Below are 23,672 nucleotides of genomic sequence, written 5' to 3'. Positions count from 1 at the left end.
GTCCGACGGCCATGACCTATACCAGCTCAACCGTTCGCGTGCCCGAAGTGGCGGCCGTGCCGCGCCACATCGCGATCATCATGGACGGCAATGGCCGTTGGGCGACGCAACGCCGCTTGCCGCGCGTCGCGGGCCACACGCGCGGCGTGGACGCCGTGCGTGCGGTCGTCGAAGGTTGCGTCGAGCGCGGCGTCGAATACCTGACGCTGTTCGCCTTCAGTTCCGAGAACTGGCGGCGCCCAACCGACGAAGTCTCGTTCCTCATGCGCCTGTTCATCTCGGCGCTCGAGCGCGAGGTAGGGCGTCTGCACGCGAACGGCATCCGCCTGCGCGTGGTCGGCGACCTGTCGATGTTCAACGAGCGCATCCAGGACCTGATTCGCCGCGCCGAAACCAAGACGGCGCGCAATACCCGTCTGACGCTGACCATCGCCGCGAATTACGGCGGCCGCTGGGACATCCTGCAGGCCACGCGCAAGCTGGTCGAAGCCTCCGTGGCGGCAGGCGAGCCGGTGCCGGTCACCGAGGACACGCTCGGCCAGTACCTGGCCATGAGCTATGCGCCCGAGCCGGATCTGTTCATCCGTACGGGCGGCGAGCAGCGCGTGAGCAATTTCCTGCTCTGGCAGCTCGCTTACGCAGAATTCTATTTCACCGATACGTTCTGGCCCGACTTCGATCGCGACGCGCTCAACCGCGCCATCGAGTCCTACACCGAACGTGAGCGCCGCTTCGGCCGCACCAGCGCGCAACTCGACACTCAGTCCCAGAACGCCGACTCTCTTTCATGCTAAAGACCCGTGTCATCACGGCGATCGTCCTGCTGGCCGTGCTTTTGCCGGTCACGCTGTTCGCGCCGGTGGCGGCCTTTGGCCTGCTGATCCATGTCGTGGTGGCGTTCGCCGCGTGGGAATGGGCGCGTCTGCTCAAGGCTGGCAAGGTCGGTTCGATCGTCTATGCGCTGATCGCCGCGCTGGCCGTGCTGGCGAGCGAGCATCTCGCGTCGCCGCGGCCGCTGTTCCAGGCCGCGGGTATCTTCTGGATCGTCGCCGGGCCCTATGTGCTGGTGCGCAAGCCGGTGCTCGCCGCGGGCGCCTGGCGCGCCTTCCTGCTGGCCGCCGGGCTCGTGATCTTCTGCGCCTGCTGGCACGCGCTGGTGCTCGCGCGCACCTCGGGCGTGGCCTTCGTGCTGTCGCTGCTGCTGGTGGTCTGGCTGGCCGATATCGGCGCATACTTTGCCGGTAAGGCATTCGGCAAGCATAAGCTCGCGCCCGCCATCAGCCCCGGCAAGACCTGGGAAGGGGCCGTCGGCGGCTGGGCGGCCGTGATGATCGTCGCCGCTGCCGCGCTCGCGCTGCACGCGTTCGAACCCACGCTTTATTCGGCGCTGGCCGGCCATCTTGGCCTGGGCCGCGCGTTCTTCGTGCTTACCGTGCTGGTCGCGTTCAGCGTGGTCGGCGATCTGTTCGAATCGATGCTCAAGCGCCAGGCTGGCGTGAAGGATTCGAGCGGCCTCCTGCCGGGTCATGGCGGAGTGCTCGACCGCATCGATGCGCTGTTGCCGGTGCTGCCGCTTGCCATGCTGCTGCTTGGCTAAGAGGCATCCGGCTAGAGAAATGGAAATGCAAAAACGACTCACCCTGCTCGGTTCTACGGGCTCGATCGGAGACAGCACGCTCGACGTCGTCGCGCGTCATCCTGACCGCTTCTCGATTTACGCGCTCACGGCGCACCGCAACGGCGACAAGCTCGTCGAACAATGTCTGCGTTTCGCGCCCGAAGTGGCCGTGGTCGGCGACGCCGCAACGGCCCAGGACGTCGAGCGCAAGCTGCGCGCGGCCGGTTCGAAGACCCTCGTGGCGCACGGCCCGCAGGCCCTCATCGATGTCGCGAAGAGCGACGGCTGCGATACGGTGGTCGCGGCCATCGTCGGCGCGGCGGGCCTCGAGCCCACGCTCGCGGCGGCGCAGACCGGCAAGCGCATCCTGCTCGCGAACAAGGAAGCGCTCGTGATGTCGGGCGACATCTTCATGAACGCGGTGCGCGACAACGGCGCGGTGCTGCTGCCCGTCGACAGCGAGCACAACGCCGTGTTCCAGTGCCTGCCGCGCGAAGCGGCCATGCACGGCGGCGTGACCAAGATCATTCTGACCGCCTCGGGTGGCCCGTTCCGCACGCGCGAACCGTCGACGCTCGTCGACGTCACGCCGGAGCAGGCCTGCAAGCACCCGAACTGGTCAATGGGCCGCAAGATTTCGGTCGACTCGGCCACGATGATGAACAAGGGTCTCGAAGTCATCGAGGCGCATTACCTGTTCGATCTGCCGGGCGACCGCATCGACGTGCTGATCCATCCGCAGAGCGTGATCCATTCGATGGTCTCGTACGCGGACGGTTCGGTGCTCGCGCAACTGGGCAACCCCGACATGCGCACGCCGATCGCGCATGCGCTGGCTTACCCGGACCGCGTGGATTCGGGCGTCGCGCAACTCGATCTCGTGCAGGTCGCGACGCTCAACTTCGAGCATCCCGACTACACGCGTTTCCCGTGCCTCGCGCTCGCCATGAAGGCGCTGAACGAGGGCGGCGTGGCGAGCGCCACGCTCAACGCGGCCAACGAAATCGCGGTCGAGGCCTTCCTCAACCGCCGCATCGGCTTCATGGCCATCGCGCAGACGGTCGACGCCGTGCTCAACGCACTGCAGAATCGTCCCGCCACGAGCCTTGAAGTCGTGCTCGAAGCCGACGCCGCCGCACGCCGCGCGGCACACACCATCATCGACAGCCTGCCGGTGCCGGCTTAAGGTCCGACGGCGGGCCCGCGAGCGGGCCCAGCGGCGAGCCGGGGCGTGTCCGGGGACACACGCGGCACGCCGCTCCAGCACCTGCGTGCTGCTTCCAGCAGAGGAGGCGCATATGAATCTGCTCACCGAACTGGTGGCTTTTATCGTCGCGATCGGCGTGCTCGTCGTCGTGCACGAGTATGGGCACTACAGCGTCGCGCGTTTGTGCGGCGTCAAGGTTCTGCGATTCTCGATCGGCTTCGGCCGGCCGCTCGTGCAATGGGTCAGCAAGAAAAGCGGCACCGAGTGGACCATCTCCGCGCTGCCGCTCGGCGGCTACGTGAAGATGCTCGACGAGCGCGAGTCGCCCGAGACGATCGACGCGGCCGATCTGCCGCACGCGTTCAACCGTCAGCCGGTCAGCAAGCGCATCGCCATCGTCGCGGCCGGTCCGGTCGCGAACTTCATTCTTGCCATCGTGCTGTTCGGCGCGGTCTACGCGAGCGGCGTGACCGAACCCGTGGCCGTCGTGGCCGCGCCGCCCGCGCAATCCGCGGCCGCGCAGGCGGGCTTCCAGGGTGGCGAAACAATTCTCTCCGTGAGCAATGCCAGCGGCAGCCACACCGAACCGGTGCGTTCGTGGGCCGACCTGCGCTGGAAGCTCATGCCGACGGCGCTCGAACATGGGCGCGTGGTGCTCTCCGCGCGTGACGGCGCCGGCACCTACGATTTCCCGCTCGATCTCTCGCGTCTCACCGGTCAGGATCTCGACGACGACTTCATGTCGAAGCTCGGTCTCGAAGCGGGCGGCGGCACGCTGCGCATCGCGGGCGTCGAGCCGGGCAGCGCCGCGCAGCAGGCCGGGCTGGAAAAGGGCGACCGCCTGCGCGCGATCGACGGCCGTCCCGTTGACAGCGCAAGCAGTTTCATCGCGTATGTGAAGGCGCACGCGGGCAAGCCGGTGCATCTGTTGATCGAGCGCGGCGGCGCGGACGATGGCGCGAATGTCGGCGATGCGGTTGCAGGTAGTGATGCAAGCAGCGGTGTAAGCAGCGGTGCCAGCAGCGGCGCAGGCAAGAATGCCGCGGCGAAGCCGCAAACGCTCACCGTCACCGTGACGCCGCACGCGCAGCTCGACGAGGAAACGGGCAGCCAGGTGGGCCGCATCGGGGCGGCGCTGTCGGCGCAGGCGCCGTCGGTGGAGGTGCGTTACGGCCCGATCGAGAGCGCGCGGCTGGGCGCTTACCGCACGTGGGACATCGCGCTGTACTCGCTGCGGATGTTCGGCCGCATGCTCACGGGCGAGGCTTCGCTGAAGAATCTTTCGGGGCCGGTGACGATTGCTGACTATGCCGGCAAGAGCGCGCGGCTCGGTCCTTCGGCATTCCTGTCGTTCCTCGCCCTTGTCAGTATTAGCCTGGGCGTACTCAACCTGCTCCCAATTCCCGTTTTGGACGGGGGGCATCTGTTATATTATGCGGTTGAAGCCGTAACGGGCAAAGCCGTCTCGGATCGCTGGCAGCTCGTGCTGCAGCGAGCGGGACTTGCCTGCATCGTCGCGCTGTCGGCGATCGCGTTGTTCAACGATCTGGCTCGGTTAATCCATTTCTAAAGGTGTCTGGCGGCGACCGAGGGCGGGCCGCCTGACCTGATGCAGCTATACATACTGGGGAAGCACGTTGTTTAGACCTCATCGCTTGGTTCCAAAAACGGTTGCGGCTGCGGCGATCGCCGCACATGGTCTCGTTGTCCACGCAGCGACGACGCCTTTCGTGGTACAGGACATCCGCATCGAAGGACTGCAACGCGTCGAGCCGGGCACGGTGTTCGCGTACCTGCCCATCAAGCAGGGCGATACCTTCAACGACGACAAGGCTTCCGAAGCCATCCGCGCATTGTATGCGACGGGCTTTTTCAACGACGTGCGCATCGCCACCGAAGGCGGCGTCGTGGTCGTTCAGGTGCAGGAGCGTCCCGCGATCGGCACGATCGACTTCGCCGGCATCAAGGAATTCGACAAGGACAACCTCACGAAGGCGCTGCGCGCAGTCGGTCTCTCGCAAGGCCGCTACTACGACAAGGCACTCGTCGACAAGGCCGAGCAGGAACTCAAGCGCCAGTACCTCACGCGCGGTTTCTACGCCGCCGAAGTGACCACCACCGTCACGCCGATCGACCGCAACCGCGTCGGTCTGCTGTTCTCCGTGGTCGAAGGTCCGAGCGCGAAGATCCGCCAGATCAACTTTATCGGCAACAAGGCATACAGCAGCGGCACGCTCCTGAGCGAAATGCAGCTGTCCACGCCGAACTGGTTCTCGTGGTACACGAAGAACGACCTGTACTCGAAGGAAAAGCTCACGGGCGACCTCGAGAACGTGCGCTCGTACTACCTGAACCACGGCTACCTCGAGTTCAACATCGACTCCACGCAGGTGTCGATCTCGCCCGACAAGAAGGACATGTACCTCACGATCGGGCTGCATGAGGGCGAGCCGTACAAGATCTCGGGCATCCATCTCGCGGGCAATCTGCTGAACCGTGAAGCCGAGCTCACCAAGCTGATCAAGATCAAACCGGGCGATACGTTCTCGGCTGAGAAGCTGCAGGCCACGACCAAGACGATCGTCGACAAGCTCGGTGAATACGGTTACGCATTCGCGACCGTCAACGCGCTGCCGCAGATCGACCAGGCGCATCACACGGTCGAACTCACGCTGCAGGTCGATCCGAGCCGCCGCGTCTACGTGCGCCGCATCAACGTGGTGGGCAACACCCGCACGCGCGACGAAGTCGTGCGTCGCGAAATGCGCCAGCTCGAAAGCTCGTGGTTCGATTCGAGCCGCCTCGCGCTCTCGAAGGACCGCATCAACCGTCTGGGCTACTTCACCGACGTCGACGTGACGACGGTGCCGGTGGAAGGCACGGCCGACCAGGTGGACGTCGACGTCAAGGTGGCCGAAAAGCCGACCGGCGCGATCACGCTGGGCGCGGGCTTCTCGTCCACGGACAAGGTGGTGCTGTCGGCCGGCGTGTCGCAGGACAACGTGTTCGGTTCGGGCACCTCGCTGTCGGTGAACGTGAACACCGCGAAGACGTACCGTACGCTCGCGGTCACGCAGGTCGACCCGTACTTCACGGTGGACGGCATCAAGCGCATCACCGACGTCTACTACCGCACGTATCAGCCGCTGTACTACTCGACCGATTCGAGCTTCCGCATCATCACGGCCGGCGGCGACCTGAAGTTCGGCATTCCGTTCTCGGAAGTCGATACGGTCTTCTTCGGCGTGGGCTTCGAGCAGGACCGCCTCGACGTCGACTCGTACACGCCGCAGAGCTACATCGACTACGTGAACCAGTTCGGCCGCGTGTCGAACAACGTGCCGCTCACGATGGGCTGGTCGCGCGATGCGCGTGACAGCGCGCTCGTGCCGAGCCGCGGTTACTTCACGCAGGCGAACGCCGAATACGGCACGCCCGCGGGCGCCACGCAGTACTACAAGGCCGACGTCCAGGCGCAGTACTATTACTCGTTCGCGCGCGGCTTCGTGCTGGGCATGAACTTCCAGGCCGGCTACGGCAACGGTCTCGGCGGCAAGCCGTACCCGATCTTCAAGAACTACTACGCGGGCGGTATCGGCTCGGTGCGTGGCTACGAACCGAGCTCGCTCGGTCCGCGCGACAAGACCACGAACGACCCGATCGGCGGCTCGAAGATGGTGGTCGGCAACATCGAACTCACGTTCCCGCTGCCGGGCACGGGCTACGACCGCACGCTGCGCGTCTTCACCTTCATCGATGGTGGTAACGTCTGGGGCGACGAGGGTTCGAGCATCGGTTCGAATGGTCTGCGCTATGCATATGGCGTGGGTCTCGCGTGGATTTCGCCGATCGGCCCGCTCAAGCTCAGCCTGGGCTTCCCGGTCACGAAACACGAAGGCGACCAGTACCAGAAGTTCCAGTTCCAGATCGGGACGGCATTCTGACGAGACGCGCCGCCACAGGCTATTTCAGAAACGAGAGGATAACTTTGCTAACGGGATTGTTTTCCAGACGGACCATCGGGGCCATGACGCTGTCGCTGGCGATGCTTGCTCTCGGCACGGGCGCGGCCCATGCGCAGGAAGCCAAGATCGCCGCGGTCAACTCCGACCGGATCCTGCGCGAATCCGCCCCCGCGAAGGCCGCGCAGACCAAGCTCGAAGCCGAGTTCGCGAAGCGCGACAAGGACTTGCAGGACATGGCGCAGCGTCTGAAGACGATGTCGGACTCGATCGACAAGAACGGTCCGTCGATGTCGGCGACCGACCGCGCGCAGAAGCAGCGCGATCTGTCGCAGCTCGACAGCGACTTCCAGCGCAAGCAGCGCGAGTTCCGCGAGGACCTGAACCAGCGCCGCAACGAGGAACTGGCCGCGGTGCTCGACCGCGCGAACAAGGTCATCAAGCAGATCGCCGAACAGCAGCATTACGACCTGATCGTGCAGGAAGCGGTGTACGTGAGCCCGCGCATCGACATCACCGACCAGGTGCTGAAGGCGCTCGCAGCCAACAGCACCGGCAGCAACAGCAACTAAGGCAGGAGCAGCACGCGTATGGCATTTACGCTTGAGGAAATCGCCGGGCGGTTCGGCGGCGAAGTGGTCGGGAATCCGGCGCAACGCGTCGGCTCGCTCGCGCCGCTCGACCAGGCCGGTCCGCAGCAGCTGGCGTTCCTCGCCAATCCGAAGTACCTGTCGCAGGTGGACGCCACCCGCGCCGGCGCGGTCCTGATCAGCCCGAACGATCTGGCAAAGCTCGCTTCGCGCGAGGGCCGCAACTTCATCGTCACACCCAATCCGTATGCTTACTTCGCGCGCGTCGCGCAGGCGTTCATCGACCTCGCTACGCCGAAAACGCAGCCGGGCGTGCACCCGAGCGCGCACGTCGACGCGTCGGCCAAGGTCGCCGCGAGCGCGGTGATCGGCCCGAACGTCACCGTGGAAGCGGGCGCCGTGATTGGCGAGAACGTGCGTCTGGACGCGAACGTGTTCATCGGCCGCGGCACCCAGGTGGGCGAGGGCGCGCACTTCTACCCGGGCGTCACGGTCTATCACGGCTGCAAGTTCGGTGCGCGCGCGATCGTGCACGCGGGCGCCGTGATCGGCTCGGACGGCTTCGGTTTCGCGCCCGATTTCACGGGCGAGGGCGAGGCGCGCACGGGCAGCTGGGTCAAGATTCCGCAAGTCGGCGGCGTCTCGATCGGGCCGGATGTCGAAATTGGCGCGAACACGACGATCGACCGCGGCGCAATGGCCGACACGATCATCGAAGAGTGCGTGAAGATCGATAACCTCGTGCAGATCGGCCACAACTGCCGCGTCGGGGCTTACACCGTTATCGCGGGCTGCGCGGGCATCGCCGGCAGCACGACGATCGGCAAGCACTGCATGATCGGCGGCGCGGTCGGCATCGCGGGGCACGTCACGCTCGGCGATTACGTGATCGTCACGGCGAAGTCGGGCGTCTCGAAGTCGCTGCCCAAGGCCGGCATCTACACGAGCGCGTTCCCGGCGGTCGATCACGCCGACTGGAACAAGAGCGCCGCGCTGCTTCGCAACATCGACAAGCTGCGCGACCGCATCCGCGCGCTCGAAGCCGCCCAGAAGCCGCAAGGCGACGCCTGAGCTGGCACAGGCAAGAGAACCCATAAGAATCAACAGCAGTTTCGGGGCACCGGGCAGCGCGTCGTTGCGAGTCATACGGCGCGCGGCCTGGCCGGCACGCAAAAGCCGGCGCCACGCGCGGGCGCCGTTTTTTGCGTGCCGCTTTGCGTTCCGGGCCTCGGGCCGTCGGCCCCGGGGCAATCCGCATGCACGAAGGGCAGCGCGTGGCGCATACTGCGCCTCAGCGCGGGCCGACGAGGTACGTCAGGCACTTCAGGCATCGCATCCGATAGTCACACGCGCAATTCCTGCGTGAGCAGAACCACCATGAACATCGAAAAACTCAACTTCGACATCCACAAGATCCTCACGCTGCTGCCGCACCGCTATCCGTTCCTGATGGTGGACCGGGTCATCGAGCTCGAGCCGCACAAGAGCATCAAGGCGTTGAAGAATGTGACGATCAACGAGCCCTTCTTCACGGGCCATTTCCCGCAGCGTCCGGTCATGCCCGGCGTGATGATTCTCGAAGCGCTGGCCCAGACCGCCGCGCTGCTGACGTTCTCGGAAGAGGAGCAGGACTTCGAGAACACGCTGTATTACTTCGTCGGCATCGACGGCGCGCGCTTCAAGCGCGTGGTCGAGCCGGGCGACCAGCTGATCCTGAACGTGACGTTCGAGCGCTACATGCGCGGCATCTGGAAGTTCAAGGCCGTCGCCGAAGTCGAAGGCGTGGTCGCCTGCGAAGCGGAACTGATGTGCACCGTCAAGAAAATGGACGCAGCGCAATAAGACGCGCCGCGCAATGCCGTCGCGCGCCGGGTGGCGCGCGGGCACGCTAACAGAATTCGGAGAGCGAGGACGAATGAGCAGGATCCATCCCACTGCGATCGTCGAGCCGGGCGCACAGGTCGATGAAACGGTCGAGATCGGCCCGTATGCGATCGTTGGCGCGAACGTCACCATCGGTGCGCGCACCAAGATCGGCTCGCACAGCGTGATCGAAGGCCACACCACGATCGGCGAAGACAACAGCATCGGCCATTACGCGTCGGTCGGCGGCCGCCCGCAGGACATGAAGTACAAGGGCGAACCCACGAAGCTCGTGATCGGCAACCGCAACACCATTCGCGAGTTCACGACGCTGCATACGGGGACGGTGCAAGACACCGGCATCACCTCGATCGGCGACGACTGCTGGATCATGGCCTACGTGCACGTCGGTCACGACTGCCGTCTGGGCAACAACATCATCATGTCGAGCAACGCGCAGCTCGCGGGCCACGTGATCGTCGACGATTACGCGATCGTCGGCGGCATGACCGGCGTGCACCAGTTCGTGCGCATCGGCGCGCACTCGATGGTCGGCGGCGCCTCGGCGCTCGTGCAGGACGTGCCGCCGTTCGTGGTCGCCGCAGGTAACAAGGCGGTGCCGCACGGCATCAACGTCGAAGGCTTGCGCCGCCGCGGTTTCTCGCCCGACGCCATCTCGGCGCTGCGCTCGGCGTACCGCACGCTCTACAAGAACAGCCTGTCGCTCGAAGAGGCGAAGGTGCAGCTCGCCGAACTCGCCCAGGCGGGCGGCGACGGCGACCAGCACGTGAAGGCGCTGCTCGATTTCGTCGAGCTGTCGCAGCGCGGCATCATCCGCTAAACGATGGCGCTGCAAAACCGTCCGCTACGTCTCGCGATGGTCGCCGGGGAACCGTCCGGCGACCTGCTCGCGGCGTCGCTGCTCAAGGGGCTCGTCAGCAAGCTGCCGGATAGCACGCAGTACTACGGAATCGGCGGCCCGCGCATGCAGGCCGTCGGTTTCGACGCGCACTGGCCGATGGACAAGCTCACCGTGCGCGGCTACGTCGAGGCGCTCAAGCACATTCCCGAAATCCTGCGCATCCGCAACGAGCTCAAGCATCAGCTGCTCGCGGATCCGCCCGACGTCTTCATCGGCGTCGACGCGCCGGATTTCAACTTTGGTCTCGAACACCCGCTGCGCGACGCCGGCATTCCGACGGTGCACTTCGTCTGCCCGTCGATCTGGGCGTGGCGGGGCGGGCGCATCAAGAAGATCCAGAAGTCGGTGGATCACATGCTCTGCGTGTTCCCGTTCGAAACGGCGATTCTCGAAAAGGCCGGTGTGGCCGCGTCCTACGTGGGGCACCCGCTCGCCGACGAGATTCCGCTCGAACCCGACGTGCCGGCCGCGCGCCGCGCGCTGGGCCTGCCCGAAAGCGGCCCGGTGATCGCCGTGCTGCCGGGCAGCCGGCGCTCGGAGATCAACCTGATCGGCCCGACCTTCTTCGACGCGATGCAGATCATGCAGCAGCGCGAGCCGGGCCTGCGTTTCGTGATGCCGGCGGCCACGCCGGCGATCCACGCGCAGTTGCAGGAACTCGCGAATTCGCATCAGGGTCTCGCGCTCACGATCATCGACGGTCAGTCGCAAGTCGCGATGACGGCCGCCGACGCGATCCTCGTGAAAAGCGGCACGGTCACGCTGGAGGCCGCGCTGCTCAAGAAGCCGATGGTCATCTCGTACAAGGTGCCCTGGCTCACGGGCCAGATCATGCGCCGCCAGGGCTATCTGCCATATGTCGGTCTGCCGAACATTCTCGCGGGGCGCTTCGTCGTGCCCGAGATTCTTCAGCATTTCGCGACGCCCGAGGCGCTCGCCGAAGCCACGCTCACGCAGTTGCACGACGAGGCGAACCGGCGCACGCTGACGGAGGTGTTCACGCAGATGCATCACGCGCTGCGCCAGAACACGGCGGAGCGCGCGGCGGAAGTGGTCGCGCGTATCGCCGAAGGCCGCAGGAGCAAGGCATGACGGAACGGACGACCCGCGCGAAAGCCGTGCCGAAGGGTGCGGCGGGCGCGGCAACGCGAGCGAAGGCGCCTTCGCAGGCCGCGCAAAAGCGCGCCGTGCGCCTGCAGCGCGCGGAGCAGGCCGGTCTGCTGTTCGAATCGCCCGACGACGTGATTTGCGGCGTCGACGAAGCCGGGCGCGGCCCGCTCGCCGGTCCCGTGGTCGCGGCCGCCGTGATTCTCGATCCGGCGCGTCCGATCGCCGGACTCGACGACTCGAAGGCGCTCACGGCCAAGGCGCGCGATGCGCTCTACGATCTGATCGTCGAGCATTCGCTCGCCTGGTGCGTGGCCGAGGCGAGCGTCGAGGAAATCGACACGCTCAACATCCTGCACGCGACCATGCTGGCCATGCGCCGCGCGGTCGAGGGCCTGAGCATCACGCCCACGCTGGCCAAGATCGACGGTAATCGCTGTCCGGTGCTGCCGGTGCGCAGCGAAGCCGTGATCGGCGGCGATGCGCTGGTGCCGGCCATTTCGGCGGCCTCGATCATCGCCAAGGTCACGCGCGACCGCATGCTGACGCAGATGCACGAAACCTTCCCGGCGTACGGCTTCGACGCGCACGCGGGCTACGGCACGGCGCAGCATCTGGCCGCGCTGCGCGAGCATGGACCGTGCGAGCATCATCGGCGTTCGTTCGCGCCGGTGCGCGAGGCGTTTGCGCTGCACGGCGTGGTCCTGACCGCGAGCGCGAATCAGGCTGCGCCCGCTGCCGAAGGCGACGCGTTCGCGCCGCTCTAGCCGCGCCGATGCCGCCGCGCAGCCCCATCGGCGTCGCCTCGTGCGGCGCCGTTTTCCTTTTCATTCATCGCATTACTGATCGTCAGGCCCGCCCGTGAAAGCCATTACCTCGCGCGACAATCCGCTCTACAAGCGCCTCAAGGCGCTGGCCGGCTCGACCCATCAGCAGCGCCGCGCGCATCAGGCGCTGCTCGAAGGCTTCCATCTGGCGAGCGCGTGGCTCGACGGCGGCTCGCAGCCCGAATACTGCGTCGTGACCGAAGGCGCGCTCGCGCACGCGGAGGCGCAGGACATCGTCGCGCGCGTGGACGAACGCCGCGTGATCACGCTGCCCGACGCGCTGTTCGGCCAGTTGTCCAACGTCGTGCACGGCGCGGGCATGTTGCTGCTCGTCGATATGCCCGAAGCGACGCTGCCGCACCGCGTCGAATCGACCTGTCTCGTGCTCGACGGCCTTCAGGACGCGGGCAACGTCGGCTCGATCCTGCGCAGCGCGGCGGCGGCGGGCATCGACAAGGTGTTCTGCACGCCGGGTACGGCCTACGCGTGGTCGTCGAAGGTGCTGCGCTCGGCGATGGGCGCGCATTTCCTGTTGCAGGTGTTCGAGAACGTCGAACCGGAGACGCTCGTCGATCTGCTCGGCGTGCCCGTCGTGATCACGGATTCGCACGGCGCACAGGCGATCGACGAAGCCGATCTCGCGGGGCAGGTGGCGTGGGTGTTCGGCAACGAAGGCGCGGGCGTCTCGCAGGTCTGGCGCGACGCGGCGACGCTGCGCGTGACGATTCCGCAGCCGGGCGGCATGGAGTCGCTGAACGTGGCGGCTGCCGCCGCCGTGTGCGTGTTCGAGCAATGCCGGCAGCAGCGCCGCGCGCGCTGAATTGATCGCTGATTTTTATCGCGGATTGTTTCGCTGAATCTTGCGGATCGTTGTCGCGACATGAAAAAGGCCCGCTCGATGCGGGCCTTTTCGTTTGCTGCAATCCGCTGCGGGATTGCCCGCGCGCCAAAGCTCAGTAAGCCGGCTTGTCGATGCGGATTTCCTGCAGGATCGTCGTGGCGATTTCCTCGATCGACTTGTGCGTGGACGAGAGCCACTTGATGCCTTCGCGGCGCATCATTGCCTCGGCCTCGTTCACCTCGTAGCGGCAATTCTCCAGCGCCGCGTACTTGCTGCCAGGACGGCGCTCGTTGCGGATTTCCGTGAGGCGCTGCGGATCGATCGACAGGCCGAAAATCTTGCCGCGATGCGGCAGCAGCGAATTCGGCATCTTGCCGCGCTCGAAGTCGTCGGGAATCAGCGGATAGTTCGCGGCCTTCACGCCGTACTGCATCGCCAGATAGAGGCTCGTCGGCGTCTTGCCGCTGCGCGACACGCCGACGAGGATCACATCGGCGTCGGCGAGATTGCGGTCGGACTGGCCGTCGTCGTGCGCGAGCGAGAAGTTGATCGCCTCGATGCGGTTCTTGTACTCGTCGGTGTCGGCGTTCTGGTGGCCGCGGCCCATTGCGTGGCTCGACTTGAGCTCCAGCTCCTGTTCGAGCGGTTCCACGAAGGTCTGGAACATGTCGAGCACGAGCGCATTCGCGCGTTTAACAATCTCGTTCGAATTGCTGTCCACGAGCGTCGTGAAGACGATCGGGCGGCGGCCTTCCTGAATGGCGGCTTCGTTGATTTTTTCTGCGGTCGAATAGGCTTTTTCCGTCGAATCGATGAACGGAACACGCACGAGGCGGAATTTCTGGTCGAACTGCGACAGGATCGAATGCGCGAAGGTCTCGGCGGTGATCCCGGTACCGTCGGAGACGATGAATACGGTTGGCGGCATCGGATGAGGCTGGGTACGTGAACTGCTGTGCGGCTCACAGGACGGGCTTGGGCGCCCGGACGGCGCCTGCGGGCGGGGCCGCGGCGCGATTCTCGCCGACTGACACATTTTCTGTAGTCGGCACGGTAGAATAGCGGCAACCTGTTGGATAAGCAATTGCAGTGCAACCACGCCAAACGGCAGCCCATCGTGGCTGAAACTGGCGTCAACTTGCAGCGAATTTGCATAACTCCTTGCAATCGCGCGCATCTTCCTGCTTTTCCTCCCGTTGTTTGTGAGCGGTCGCGCCATCGGCGATTGCTTCTCCAACAGGTTGCGCAAGACGCGAATCCGCTTCCTATGAGCGGACCGCGTTCGAGCCCACTTGCGCAGCCGTGAATTTTTTTCACACTTAGGGGCTTGTATGACTAACACCGTTGCCAAGGATCAGGCGTATGTAGTGCCTTTCGAGCAGTTGCGGATGACCGATGTCGAGATCGTGGGCGGCAAGAACGCCTCGCTCGGCGAAATGATCAGCCAGTTGGCTGAGGCTGGCGTGCGCGTACCCACGGGTTTCGCGACGACCGCGCTCGCTTTCCGCGACTTCCTGAAGCACAACAACCTGACCGAGCGGATCGCCGCCCGTCTGGAAACGCTCGACGTCGACGACGTCAAGGCGCTGGCCGAAGCGGGTAAGGAAATCCGTCAATGGATCGTCGACGCGCCGCTGCAGCCGCAGCTGGAAGCCGACATTCGCACTGGCTTCGAAACGCTGAAGGCGAGCTCGCCGTCGGAACTCTCGTTCGCCGTGCGTTCGTCGGCAACGGCGGAAGATCTGCCCGACGCTTCGTTCGCCGGTCAGCAGGAAAGCTACCTGAACGTGGTCGGCATCGACGACGTGCTCGACCGTCTCAAGCACGTGTTCGCGTCGCTCTACAACGACCGCGCTATCTCGTATCGCGTCCACAAGGGCTTCACCCACGCTGAAGTCGCGCTGTCGGCGGGCGTGCAGCGCATGGTCCGTTCGGACCGCGGCTCCGCTGGCGTGATGTTCACGCTGGACACGGAATCGGGCTTCAAGGAAGCGGTGTTCATCACGTCGAGCTATGGCCTCGGTGAGACCGTTGTGCAGGGCGCCGTGAACCCGGACGAGTTCTACGTCTTCAAGACCACGCTCGAACAGGGCAAGGCCCCGATCATCCGCCGCTCGATCGGCTCGAAGCTCATCAAGATGGAATTCACGCAGCCGGGCGAGCCGGGCCGCGTGAAGACGGTCGACGTCTCGCACGAACAGCGCAACCGTTTCTCGATCACCGACGAAGACGTGATCGAGCTGGCCAAGTACGCGGTCATCATCGAGAAGCACTACCAGCGTCCGATGGACATCGAGTGGGGCAAGGACGGTCTCGACGGCAAGATCTTCATTCTCCAGGCACGCCCGGAAACCGTGAAGAGCCAGGCCGCCGGCAAGGCCGAGCAGCGCTTCAAGCTCAAGGGCCAGTCGCAGGTTCTCGCAACGGGCCGCGCAATCGGTCAGAAGATCGGCGCGGGCCGCGTGAAGGTGATTCACGATCCGTCCGAAATGGAACGCGTGCAGCCGGGCGACGTGCTGGTCGCCGACATGACCGACCCGAACTGGGAGCCGGTGATGAAGCGCGCAGCGGCAATCGTCACGAATCGTGGCGGCCGTACCTGCCACGCGGCGATCATCGCGCGTGAGCTGGGCGTGCCGGCAGTCGTGGGCTGCGGCGACGCAACCGACCTGCTGAAGGACGGCGCGCTGGTGACGGTGTCGTGCGCGGAAGGCGACGAAGGCCGCATCTACGACGGTCTGCTGGAAACGGAAGTCAGCGAAGTCCAGCGTGGCGAGCTGCCGGCCATTCCGGTCAAGATCATGATGAACGTCGGCAACCCGCAACTCGCGTTCGACTTCTCGCAGCTGCCGAACGCAGGTGTGGGCCTCGCGCGTCTCGAGTTCATCATCAACAACAACATCGGCGTTCACCCGAAGGCGATTCTCGAGTACCCGAACGTCGACGCCGACCTGAAGAAGGCCGTGGAAAGCGTGGCACGCGGCCATGCATCGCCGCGCGCGTTCTACGTCGACAAGCTCACGGAAGGCATCGCCACGATCGCGGCGGCGTTCTATCCGAAGCCCGTCATCGTGCGTATGTCCGACTTCAAGTCGAACGAGTACAAGAAGCTGATCGGCGGCTCGCGCTACGAGCCGGATGAAGAAAACCCGATGCTGGGTTTCCGCGGCGCGTCGCGTTACATCGCCGACGACTTCGCGCAGGCGTTCGAAATGGAGTGCCTGGCGCTCAAGCGCGTGCGTGAAGAAATGGGCCTCGCGAACGTCGAGATCATGGTGCCGTTCGTGCGTACGCTGAAGCAGGCGGAGCGCGTGGTCGGCCTGCTCGCGAAGTACGGCCTGAAGCGCGGCGAAAACGGCCTGCGCCTCATCATGATGTGCGAAGTGCCGTCGAACGCGATCCTCGCCGAAGAGTTCCTGCAGTACTTCGACGGCTTCTCGATCGGCTCGAACGACCTCACGCAGCTCACGCTCGGCCTCGACCGCGACTCGGGCATGGAACTGCTGGCCGCCGACTTCGACGAACGCGATCCGGCCGTCAAGTACCTGCTCAAGCGCGCGATCGAAACCTGCCGCCGCCTGGACAAGTACGTCGGCATCTGCGGCCAGGGCCCGTCCGATCATCCGGACTTCGCTCAGTGGCTCGCCGACGAAGGCATCGCTTCGATCTCGCTGAACCCGGACACGGTCGTCGAGACGTGGCAGGCGCTGGCAAAGTCGCAAGGCAAGTAAAGAAGCACGCGCCCCATGCATCTCGTATGTGGCGCGCAGTGTGTGAAGGTTGAGGCGGTCGAGGTTCCTTACGCTTCACTTTCGCATGCTGCGGAAAAAAGTGTCAGCTTCGTGCTATAACACCCCGGTCTATCCGGGGTGTTTTGCTTTGGGAGGTCGAAGTGGGTCCGCATGGTGTGTTCTGGTGGATCGGCGCGGGCGTGCTGATCGTGGCCGAGCTGATGACCGGCACCTTCTATCTGCTGATGATCGCGCTGGGCTTTCTGGCGGGCGTGGCAGCCTATGGGCTGGGTGCGCCGCTCGACTTGCAACTGATGTGCGCGGCGCTCGTCGCGCTGATCGCCGTGATCGTGCTGCGCCGCTCGCGCTTTGGACGTCGCCGTCGCATGGTCGACGCGTCGACCGATCCTGGCGTGAATCTCGACATCGGCTCGACATTGACCGTCGCCGCGTGGCACGAGGGCCGTGCGCGCACGATGTATCGCGGCGCCGAATGGGACGTGGAGCTCGCACCCGGCGAGCCGGACAACGCCCATCTCTATGAAATCCAGGCCGTGCGCGGCAACTGTCTGATCGTGGGCGCGCATCGCGAAGCGGGCGCGGCGCGTCACGCGTGAACATTCGTAACAAGCCAATCGAAGCTCAAGGGGGAAGCGTATGCAAGTGCCTGTCGTCGGGTTGATTTTGCTCGTGATCGTCATCGTGCTGGTCTCGAAGACGGTCAAAATCGTGCCGCAGCAGCACGCGTGGGTGCTGGAGCGTCTGGGCCGTTACCACGCGACGCTCACGCCGGGCCTCACGATCGTGCTGCCTTTTATCGACCGCGTGGCTTACAAGCACGTGCTCAAGGAAATCCCGCTCGACGTGCCGAGCCAGATCTGTATCACGCGCGACAACACCCAGCTTCAGGTCGACGGCGTGCTGTACTTTCAGGTCACCGATCCGATGAAGGCGTCGTACGGCTCCAGCAATTTTGTGTTCGCGATCACGCAGCTTTCGCAAACCACGCTGCGCTCGGTGATCGGCAAGCTGGAGCTCGACAAGACCTTCGAGGAGCGCGATTTCATCAATCACAGCGTGGTGTCGTCGCTGGATGAAGCGGCATCGAACTGGGGCGTGAAGGTGCTGCGCTACGAGATCAAGGATCTCACGCCGCCGAAGGAAATCCTCCATGCGATGCAGGCGCAGATCACGGCCGAGCGCGAAAAGCGTGCGCTGATCGCGGCGTCGGAAGGGCGCAAGCAGGAGCAGATCAACCTCGCGGCGGGCGCGCGCGAGGCGGCGATCCAGAAGTCGGAAGGCGAGAGGCAGGCGGCCATCAACCAGGCGCAAGGCCAGGCGGCGGCGATTCTGGCCGTGGCCGAGGCGAACGCACAGGCGATCCAGAAGATCGGCAATTCGATCCAGGCGCAGGGCGGCATGGACGCGGTCAACCTGAAGGTGGCCGAGCAGTACGTGAACGCGTTCGGCAATCTGGCCAAGCAGGGCAACACGCTGATCGTGCCCGGCAATATGAGCGATCTGAGCTCGATGATCGCGTCGGCGCTGACCATCGTGAACCGTACGGGCATGAAGGAAGGGCAGCTGAGCCGGGACGCGGCGAAGGGCGCTTAAGGGCGCTTAAGGACGCTTAAGGACGTTTGAGGCCGATTCAGGCGCGCGCGGCTGCGGCAAATCCGCGCGTTTTTGGTGCCGGGTCGGCGTCGTTCCGGTCCAGATCCGACGAAAAAAGGGCGGCTCGAGGCCGCCCTTTTTGCATCCGAACGCAGGGAACCGGAATGCGCCTGCTGATCGCTTACGTCGGCGTGCGCATCAGGCGCGCCTTTTCGCGCTGCCAGTCGCGCTGCTTCTCGGTTTCGCGCTTGTCGTGCTGCTTCTTGCCCTTCGCGAGGCCGATTTCGCACTTCACGCGGCCGCCCTTGTAGTGAAAATTCAGGGGCACGAGCGTAAAGCCGCGCTGCTCGATCTTGCCGATCAGCTTGTCGATCTGCTCGCGGTGCAGCAGCAGCTTGCGCGTGCGCGTGGGATCGGGATTGATGTGCGTCGAGGCCTCCGGCAGCGGGCTGATGTGCGTGCCGATCAGGTAAAGCTCGCCGTCCTTGATCACGACGTAGCCTTCCTTGATCTGGGCCCGCCCGGCGCGCATTGCCTTGACCTCCCATCCTTCGAGCACGAGCCCCGCCTCGTAGCGCTCTTCGATGAAGTAGTCGAAGAACGCTTTTCTGTTGTCGATGATGCTCATAGGAAAATGGAAAAGGCCCAACTCTTGTAAAATTAGGATTTTAGCAAAGCGGGCCAGCGAAAGCCCGTCGCGCTTTCACCCTTGCCTCGCATTGCGCAATTTATGGCGGATGTCCAGAAAACCGTGTTGATTCGCCATTCGGCGGAACAGATGTTCGACCTCGTCACCGACGTCGACGACTATCCCAACTTCCTGCCGTGGTGCGGCGGCGTCGAGGTTCGTCGCAAGGACGAAACCGGCATGGAGGCGAAGATCGACATCAACTTCAAGGGCATCAAGCAGCACTTCGCCACCCGCAACACGCAGACGCGCCCCGAGCGTATCGATATGGAGTTCACGGACGGCCCTTTCAAGAAATTCACGGGCTCCTGGCGCTTCACGCCGCTGCGCGCCGACGCCTGCAAGATCGAATTCTCGCTGCACTACGAGTTTTCTAACATCATTCTCGAGAAGATCATCGGGCCGGTGTTCCATCACATCGCGAACACCTTTGTCGATTCGTTCGTCAAGCGTGCCGACCAGCGTTACGGCAAGAACAAGGTATGAGCGCGACACTTTCCATCGACGTCTGCTACGCGCTGCCCGATACGCAGACGCTCATCGGCGTGCAGCTGGCGCCGGGCGCGACGGTGCAGCAGGCCATCGAGGCGAGCGGCGTGCTCGCGCGCCATCCCGAGATCGATCTGACGAAACAGAAGGTGGGCGTCTACGGCAAGCTCAAGGCGCTCGACACGGTGCTCGCCGACCACGACCGCGTGGAAATCTACCGTCCGCTGCTCGTCGATCCCAAGCTCGCGCGCCAGCGCCGCGTCGACAAGACGCGCAAGGAAGGCTCCATCGAAGGGCGCAAGTGGCAGAACAAGGATTCGCGCTGAGCGCTCCGGCGTTTTTAGTGTGACCGATAAAAATTCGGCGCGGCCATCGTTTGATGGACCGCGCCGAATGCTTTTGGGCGAGCGTTTTCGCCGTGAACGCCGCGCTGAGGATTCCGCGCTGAGGCGGGCGCTCAGGCCGTCTTGCGGCGTCGCTCGCTGCCGTTGCCGGGCGTGTGCGTGCCCGAATCGCCGCCGAGGCCCGGCAGATCGCCTTCCGGCACGATGCCGTCGCCGTGCGCGGTGTCTTCCGGTCCGCTCGCGTGCTGGCGGACCGACCAGCTCACGCCCGCCATCAGCAGCACGATGGCCGCGATTTCGAGCGGGCGCGGCAGGCGGTGGTCGTAGATGAAGCCATAGAGCAGCGCGAACAGCGTCTCGAACACGATCATCTGCCCGGAGAGCGTGAGCGGCAGGCGTTTGGCGGCCGCGTTCCAGAGCCCGTTGCCGAGCCACGATGCGCCGATCGCCAGCACGAGGTTGAGTTGCCAGAACGTGGCCCAGCGGCCGTCGGCGACCGTTTCCTGCACCGAGCCGGACGGCAGCACGAGAATCACGAGCCACAGCAGAGCGCCGAGCGCGCCCGTGACCACGCCCCAGAGCACCGACCATTCATTGCCGCCGAAGTGGTCGTTGCGCTGCAGATAGCGCGCGTTTTCGACCGCGAACCAGGTCCAGCAGATCAGCGCGCCGACCGCGCAGCCGAGCCCGGCGATCTTGGTCAGCACGCTCGCGTGGTCCGACGCGCCAGCTGCCGTGAACACATCCACGTTGATGCAGACGATGCCGACCGCGATCATCACGAGCGGCCAGACGAGCTTCGAAAGCGGCACGGCGCCGTGGTCGCCGCGGCCCAGATACGTGACGGTCACCGGCAGCACGCCGACGATCAGCGAGGCGGGCGCGATGCCCACGAGATGGATCGCACTGGCGAGAAAGAGGTAATAGAGCAGGTTGCCCATCAGCGCGAGCTTGACGAGCGCGATCAGATCCGCGCGCGTGATGCGCGGCCAGACGCGGCGCAGCATCGGCATCAGCGCGGCGAGCGAGACGAGCCCGTACATCACGTAGCGCCCGGCACTCAGCAGCAGCGGCGAAAACTCCGGTAATTGCCGGGGCACCAGAAAGACGGTTCCCCATAACGCCCCGGCCAATACGCCGTACAACACACCACGCTGCATTTCACTTGCCTCCGCTTCACATCGCTTCATTGCGCTTGATTGCGCCTCCTGGCGCACAGGCGGCCCGCATGGCCGCACAGAACAGGCGTCAGGATAGCGGGGCGGGGCGCGCGCGTCTTGTTCAATCCTGCATGGGCGTTCCGGGCGGCGCCCCGGGGGCAGGTGAGTGCGATGCGCAGGCAAGGTGGCGCGCGATGAAATTCGGGTCGAATTCGCGATGCGTCCGCGAAGGCCAGGCCACCGCCGCACCCGTTCAAAACTTCGCGGAAATCCCAAATTCGGCGCTAAGCTACTGTAGGCACTGATGATTTCCAGGGCGGTATCCCGTATAATCTGCTTTTGCGCCTATAGGATTTGCCATGCGTCTGATCCAGAAAGCACTCACGTTCGATGACGTGCTCCTCGTTCCCGCCTTCTCCGACGTTCTCCCGCGCGACACCAGCCTGAAGACCCGGCTGACCCGCAATATCTCCCTGAACATTCCGCTCGTGTCGGCCGCAATGGATACCGTCACGGAAGGCCGTCTGGCAATCGCCATGGCGCAGCAGGGTGGCGTCGGTATCGTCCACAAGAACCTCACGCCGGCCGAGCAGGCGCGCGAAGTCGCGAAGGTCAAGCGTTTCGAGTCGGGCGTCGTGCGCGATCCGATCACCGTGCCGCCGCAGATGAAGGTCGCCGATGTCATCGCGCTCTCGCAGCAGCATGGCATTTCGGGCTTCCCGGTCGTGGAAGGCGCGCAACTCGTCGGTATCGTCACGAACCGCGACCTGCGCTTCGAAACGCGTCTCGACGAACCCGTGCGTTCGATCATGACGCCGCGCGAGCGCCTCGTCACCGTCAAGGAAGGCACGCCGCTGGCCGACGCCAAATCGCTGATGCACAGCCACCGCCTCGAGCGCGTGCTGGTCGTGAACGACGCGTTCGAACTGCGCGGCCTCATGACCGTCAAGGACATCACCAAGCAGACCGAGCACCCGGCCGCCTGTAAGGACGAGCACGGCAAGCTGCGCGCGGGCGCGGCCGTCGGCGTCGGCCCGGACAACGAGGAACGTGTCGAACTGCTGGTGCAGGCCGGCGTCGACGTCATCGTCGTCGATACGGCGCACGGCCACAGCAAGGGCGTGCTCGAGCGCGTTCGCTGGGTCAAGCAGAACTTCCCGCATGTCGAAGTGATCGGCGGCAACATCGCTACGGCGGATGCCGCGCGCGCGCTCGTCGAGTATGGCGCGGACGGCGTGAAGGTCGGTATCGGCCCGGGTTCGATCTGCACGACGCGTATCGTCGCGGGTGTGGGCGTGCCCCAGATCACGGCAATCTCGAATGTCGCGGAAGCCCTCAAGGGCACCGGCGTGCCGTGCATCGCCGACGGCGGCGTGCGCTACTCGGGTGACGTGTCGAAGGCGCTGGCCGCTGGCGCGAACGCCGTGATGATGGGCAGCATGTTCGCGGGCACCGAAGAATCGCCGGGCGACGTGTTCCTGTTCCAGGGCCGCCAGTACAAGTCGTACCGCGGCATGGGCTCGGTCGGCGCGATGAAGGACGGCGCGGCAGACCGCTACTTCCAGGACAACTCGGCGAACATCGACAAGCTCGTGCCGGAAGGCATCGAAGGCCGTGTGGCCTACAAGGGCCCGATCAACGCGATCCTGTTCCAGATGATCGGCGGCGTGCGCGCCTCGATGGGCTACTGCGGTTGCCGCACGATCGACGAACTGCACACGAAGGCGGAGTTCGTGCAGATCACCGGTGCCGGCCTGAACGAATCGCACGTGCACGATGTGCAGATCACGAAGGAAGCGCCCAACTACCACGTGGACTAAGCCCCGATGAAGCCGCTGCTGCGCATAGTACTGATTGTCGATGCGTTGACGTTGCTGGGTTTCGGCGTGCTGTTTTTGCTCACGCCGTGGACCTCGCTGTACAACGCGCTGCAACTGGTGCAGGCGCAGCCGGCGCTCATCGGACAGGCGTTCGGCGTGGTGCTGATCGGTTTCGCGTGGCTCGCGCTGCGTGGGGCGATCGATGGCGCCATGACCGCCTCGGTCGGCCGTACGGCAGGGCACGTCATCTGGATTGCGGGCGTGCTGATGCTGGTCTGGCTGATCGGTCTGCACGAGCCGCGGCTCACGGGCTTCGGGCAACTGGTCGCGGGTGCGGTCGGGGTCTGGCTGATCATCGTCGGTCTCGGCGGTGCGCGTCTCGCGGGCGCGGTGAAGCAACGCGATCGCGTGCTGGCTTCCGAAGCCGCCGCGCAGGAGCGCGAAGCGCGCGCTGCGGCGAAAGCCCGGCGCGACGAGCCGGTGGTCTACGCGAAGCCGGTGTTCGCGCGCGAGAAGGCGGCGCCTGCCGTCGAGCCGGTGGTGACGGAGCCCGTGGCGCCGGGTGTCACAACGACGACCACGACGACCACGGCAACGGCATCGCATCCGGTGGCTGGAGCCGCCGATGCAGCCGAAGCGGCGGATGCGCGCGTCACCGCGCGAGACGAAGCCGCCGACGCACCGAGGCCGCCGCTGCGTGGCTAAGCCGCGCGCACCCGGCCACCGTTTCGACAGACGCAGTACGCCTTGTAGCACGCCCGACAGTCCGCCCGAACCGCGCCGCTCCACGGCGGCAAGGTTCCGCGCCCCGGTCCGAAAAATTCTTGCCGCGCGCCATGCTCAGCCAGCGCGCGGCTTTCTGTATCCGTTCTTTTTGAGGTCTCGTCCG

At 65.0% G+C, this 23,672-nt stretch carries 22 protein-coding genes; 19 read left to right on the top strand and 3 right to left on the bottom strand.

The genetic code is table 11. From position 1 onward, the window contains the following. Positions 1 to 11 precede the first annotated feature (11 nt). The 12 genes from uppS (at position 12) to U4Y88_RS14775 (ending at position 12,916) form a co-directional block, all read left to right on the top strand. Positions 12 to 794 (top strand): polyprenyl diphosphate synthase, encoded by a 783-nt coding sequence (gene uppS, locus U4Y88_RS14830; protein WP_224007666.1) that lies wholly within the window; start codon positions 12 to 14, stop codon positions 792 to 794. Continuing rightward, positions 788 to 1,597: a phosphatidate cytidylyltransferase gene (locus U4Y88_RS14825; RefSeq protein ID WP_224007669.1), complete on the top strand. Its 810-nt coding sequence runs from the start codon at positions 788 to 790 to the stop codon at positions 1,595 to 1,597. Before uppS ends, U4Y88_RS14825 begins: the two co-directional genes overlap by 7 nt. Positions 1,598 to 1,622: 25 nt before the next feature. Continuing rightward, positions 1,623 to 2,804, top strand: coding sequence for a 1-deoxy-D-xylulose-5-phosphate reductoisomerase (locus tag U4Y88_RS14820; RefSeq protein ID WP_224007672.1), 1,182 nt, complete (start codon positions 1,623 to 1,625; stop codon positions 2,802 to 2,804). A 112-nt stretch (positions 2,805 to 2,916) separates the two neighbouring features. Beyond that, on the top strand, positions 2,917 to 4,395 hold the full coding sequence (gene rseP / locus U4Y88_RS14815) for an RIP metalloprotease RseP (protein ID WP_321784776.1): 1,479 nt from the start codon (positions 2,917 to 2,919) through the stop codon (positions 4,393 to 4,395). Between the two features lie 67 nt (positions 4,396 to 4,462). Next, positions 4,463 to 6,769 (top strand): outer membrane protein assembly factor BamA, encoded by a 2,307-nt coding sequence (gene bamA, locus U4Y88_RS14810; RefSeq protein ID WP_224007679.1) that lies wholly within the window; start codon positions 4,463 to 4,465, stop codon positions 6,767 to 6,769. Between the two features lie 44 nt (positions 6,770 to 6,813). After that, positions 6,814 to 7,359 (top strand): OmpH family outer membrane protein, encoded by a 546-nt coding sequence (locus U4Y88_RS14805; protein WP_074984514.1) that lies wholly within the window; start codon positions 6,814 to 6,816, stop codon positions 7,357 to 7,359. Between the two features lie 18 nt (positions 7,360 to 7,377). Further along, positions 7,378 to 8,448, top strand: a complete 1,071-nt coding sequence (lpxD, locus tag U4Y88_RS14800; protein WP_310634491.1) for a UDP-3-O-(3-hydroxymyristoyl)glucosamine N-acyltransferase — start codon at positions 7,378 to 7,380, stop codon at positions 8,446 to 8,448. A 306-nt stretch (positions 8,449 to 8,754) separates the two neighbouring features. Further along, a complete protein-coding gene (gene fabZ, locus U4Y88_RS14795; RefSeq protein WP_224007685.1) occupies positions 8,755 to 9,219 on the top strand; it encodes a 3-hydroxyacyl-ACP dehydratase FabZ in 465 nt (154 codons plus the stop codon). Positions 9,220 to 9,292: 73 nt separating this feature from the next. Further along, positions 9,293 to 10,081 carry an acyl-ACP--UDP-N-acetylglucosamine O-acyltransferase gene (gene lpxA / locus U4Y88_RS14790; protein ID WP_224007688.1) on the top strand — a complete coding sequence of 263 codons (789 nt, stop codon included), beginning with the start codon at positions 9,293 to 9,295 and terminating at the stop codon, positions 10,079 to 10,081. A gap of 3 nt (positions 10,082 to 10,084) precedes the next feature. Beyond that, positions 10,085 to 11,254, top strand: a complete 1,170-nt coding sequence (lpxB, locus tag U4Y88_RS14785) for a lipid-A-disaccharide synthase (RefSeq protein ID WP_224007690.1) — start codon at positions 10,085 to 10,087, stop codon at positions 11,252 to 11,254. Further along, the gene (gene rnhB / locus U4Y88_RS14780) at positions 11,251 to 12,036 is read left to right on the top strand and encodes a ribonuclease HII (protein ID WP_321784775.1); all 786 of its coding nucleotides are present in this window, start codon (positions 11,251 to 11,253) and stop codon (positions 12,034 to 12,036) included. The genes lpxB and rnhB overlap by 4 nt, the downstream gene beginning before the upstream one ends. Before the next feature lie 94 nt (positions 12,037 to 12,130). Then, the gene (locus U4Y88_RS14775) at positions 12,131 to 12,916 is read left to right on the top strand and encodes an RNA methyltransferase (RefSeq protein ID WP_321784774.1); all 786 of its coding nucleotides are present in this window, start codon (positions 12,131 to 12,133) and stop codon (positions 12,914 to 12,916) included. Positions 12,917 to 13,049: 133 nt separating this feature from the next. Here the strand turns inward: U4Y88_RS14775 and U4Y88_RS14770 are convergent, their stop codons facing one another. Then, positions 13,050 to 13,865: a pyruvate, water dikinase regulatory protein gene (locus U4Y88_RS14770; RefSeq protein WP_224007699.1), complete on the bottom strand. Its 816-nt coding sequence runs from the start codon at positions 13,863 to 13,865 to the stop codon at positions 13,050 to 13,052. A 403-nt stretch (positions 13,866 to 14,268) separates the two neighbouring features. Here U4Y88_RS14770 and ppsA point away from each other — a divergent pair, with 403 nt between their 5' ends. From ppsA to U4Y88_RS14755, 3 genes are all read left to right on the top strand, one after another. Next, on the top strand, positions 14,269 to 16,668 hold the full coding sequence (gene ppsA / locus U4Y88_RS14765) for a phosphoenolpyruvate synthase (RefSeq protein ID WP_224007701.1): 2,400 nt from the start codon (positions 14,269 to 14,271) through the stop codon (positions 16,666 to 16,668). A 161-nt stretch (positions 16,669 to 16,829) separates the two neighbouring features. Further along, on the top strand, positions 16,830 to 17,285 hold the full coding sequence (locus U4Y88_RS14760) for an NfeD family protein (RefSeq protein ID WP_224007704.1): 456 nt from the start codon (positions 16,830 to 16,832) through the stop codon (positions 17,283 to 17,285). Between the two features lie 40 nt (positions 17,286 to 17,325). Further along, positions 17,326 to 18,282, top strand: coding sequence for an SPFH domain-containing protein (locus tag U4Y88_RS14755; RefSeq protein WP_224007706.1), 957 nt, complete (start codon positions 17,326 to 17,328; stop codon positions 18,280 to 18,282). A gap of 181 nt (positions 18,283 to 18,463) precedes the next feature. Here U4Y88_RS14755 and smpB read toward each other — a convergent pair whose 3' ends face one another. Continuing rightward, on the bottom strand, positions 18,464 to 18,910 hold the full coding sequence (smpB, locus tag U4Y88_RS14750) for an SsrA-binding protein SmpB (protein WP_224007723.1): 447 nt from the start codon (positions 18,908 to 18,910) through the stop codon (positions 18,464 to 18,466). Positions 18,911 to 19,012: 102 nt separating this feature from the next. On the opposite strand from smpB, the gene U4Y88_RS14745 reads away from it, so the two are divergent. Together U4Y88_RS14745 and U4Y88_RS14740 are read left to right on the top strand one after the other, a co-directional pair. Further along, complete coding sequence (locus U4Y88_RS14745) at positions 19,013 to 19,456, top strand: type II toxin-antitoxin system RatA family toxin (RefSeq protein WP_224007726.1); 444 nt, start codon at positions 19,013 to 19,015, stop codon at positions 19,454 to 19,456. After that, entirely contained in the window at positions 19,453 to 19,785 is a 333-nt protein-coding gene (locus tag U4Y88_RS14740; protein ID WP_321784773.1) for an RnfH family protein, read from the top strand. The genes U4Y88_RS14745 and U4Y88_RS14740 overlap by 4 nt, the downstream gene beginning before the upstream one ends. 131 nt (positions 19,786 to 19,916) lie before the next feature. Here U4Y88_RS14740 and U4Y88_RS14735 read toward each other — a convergent pair whose 3' ends face one another. Beyond that, positions 19,917 to 20,963 (bottom strand): DMT family transporter, encoded by a 1,047-nt coding sequence (locus tag U4Y88_RS14735; protein WP_321784771.1) that lies wholly within the window; start codon positions 20,961 to 20,963, stop codon positions 19,917 to 19,919. Positions 20,964 to 21,322: 359 nt separating this feature from the next. Between U4Y88_RS14735 and guaB the strand changes: the two genes are divergently transcribed. Both guaB and U4Y88_RS14725 read left to right on the top strand, forming a co-directional pair. Beyond that, on the top strand, positions 21,323 to 22,783 hold the full coding sequence (gene guaB / locus U4Y88_RS14730; RefSeq protein WP_224007735.1) for an IMP dehydrogenase: 1,461 nt from the start codon (positions 21,323 to 21,325) through the stop codon (positions 22,781 to 22,783). A gap of 6 nt (positions 22,784 to 22,789) precedes the next feature. Next, positions 22,790 to 23,488, top strand: a complete 699-nt coding sequence (locus tag U4Y88_RS14725) for a hypothetical protein (RefSeq protein WP_321784769.1) — start codon at positions 22,790 to 22,792, stop codon at positions 23,486 to 23,488. Positions 23,489 to 23,672 lie beyond the last annotated feature (184 nt).

Source organism: Paraburkholderia sp. J94, from assembly GCF_905220285.1.
In the GTDB taxonomy this organism is placed as follows: Bacteria; Pseudomonadota; Gammaproteobacteria; order Burkholderiales; family Burkholderiaceae; genus Paraburkholderia; species Paraburkholderia tropica_A.
This window is presented reverse-complemented; position numbering and strand designations above follow the sequence as displayed.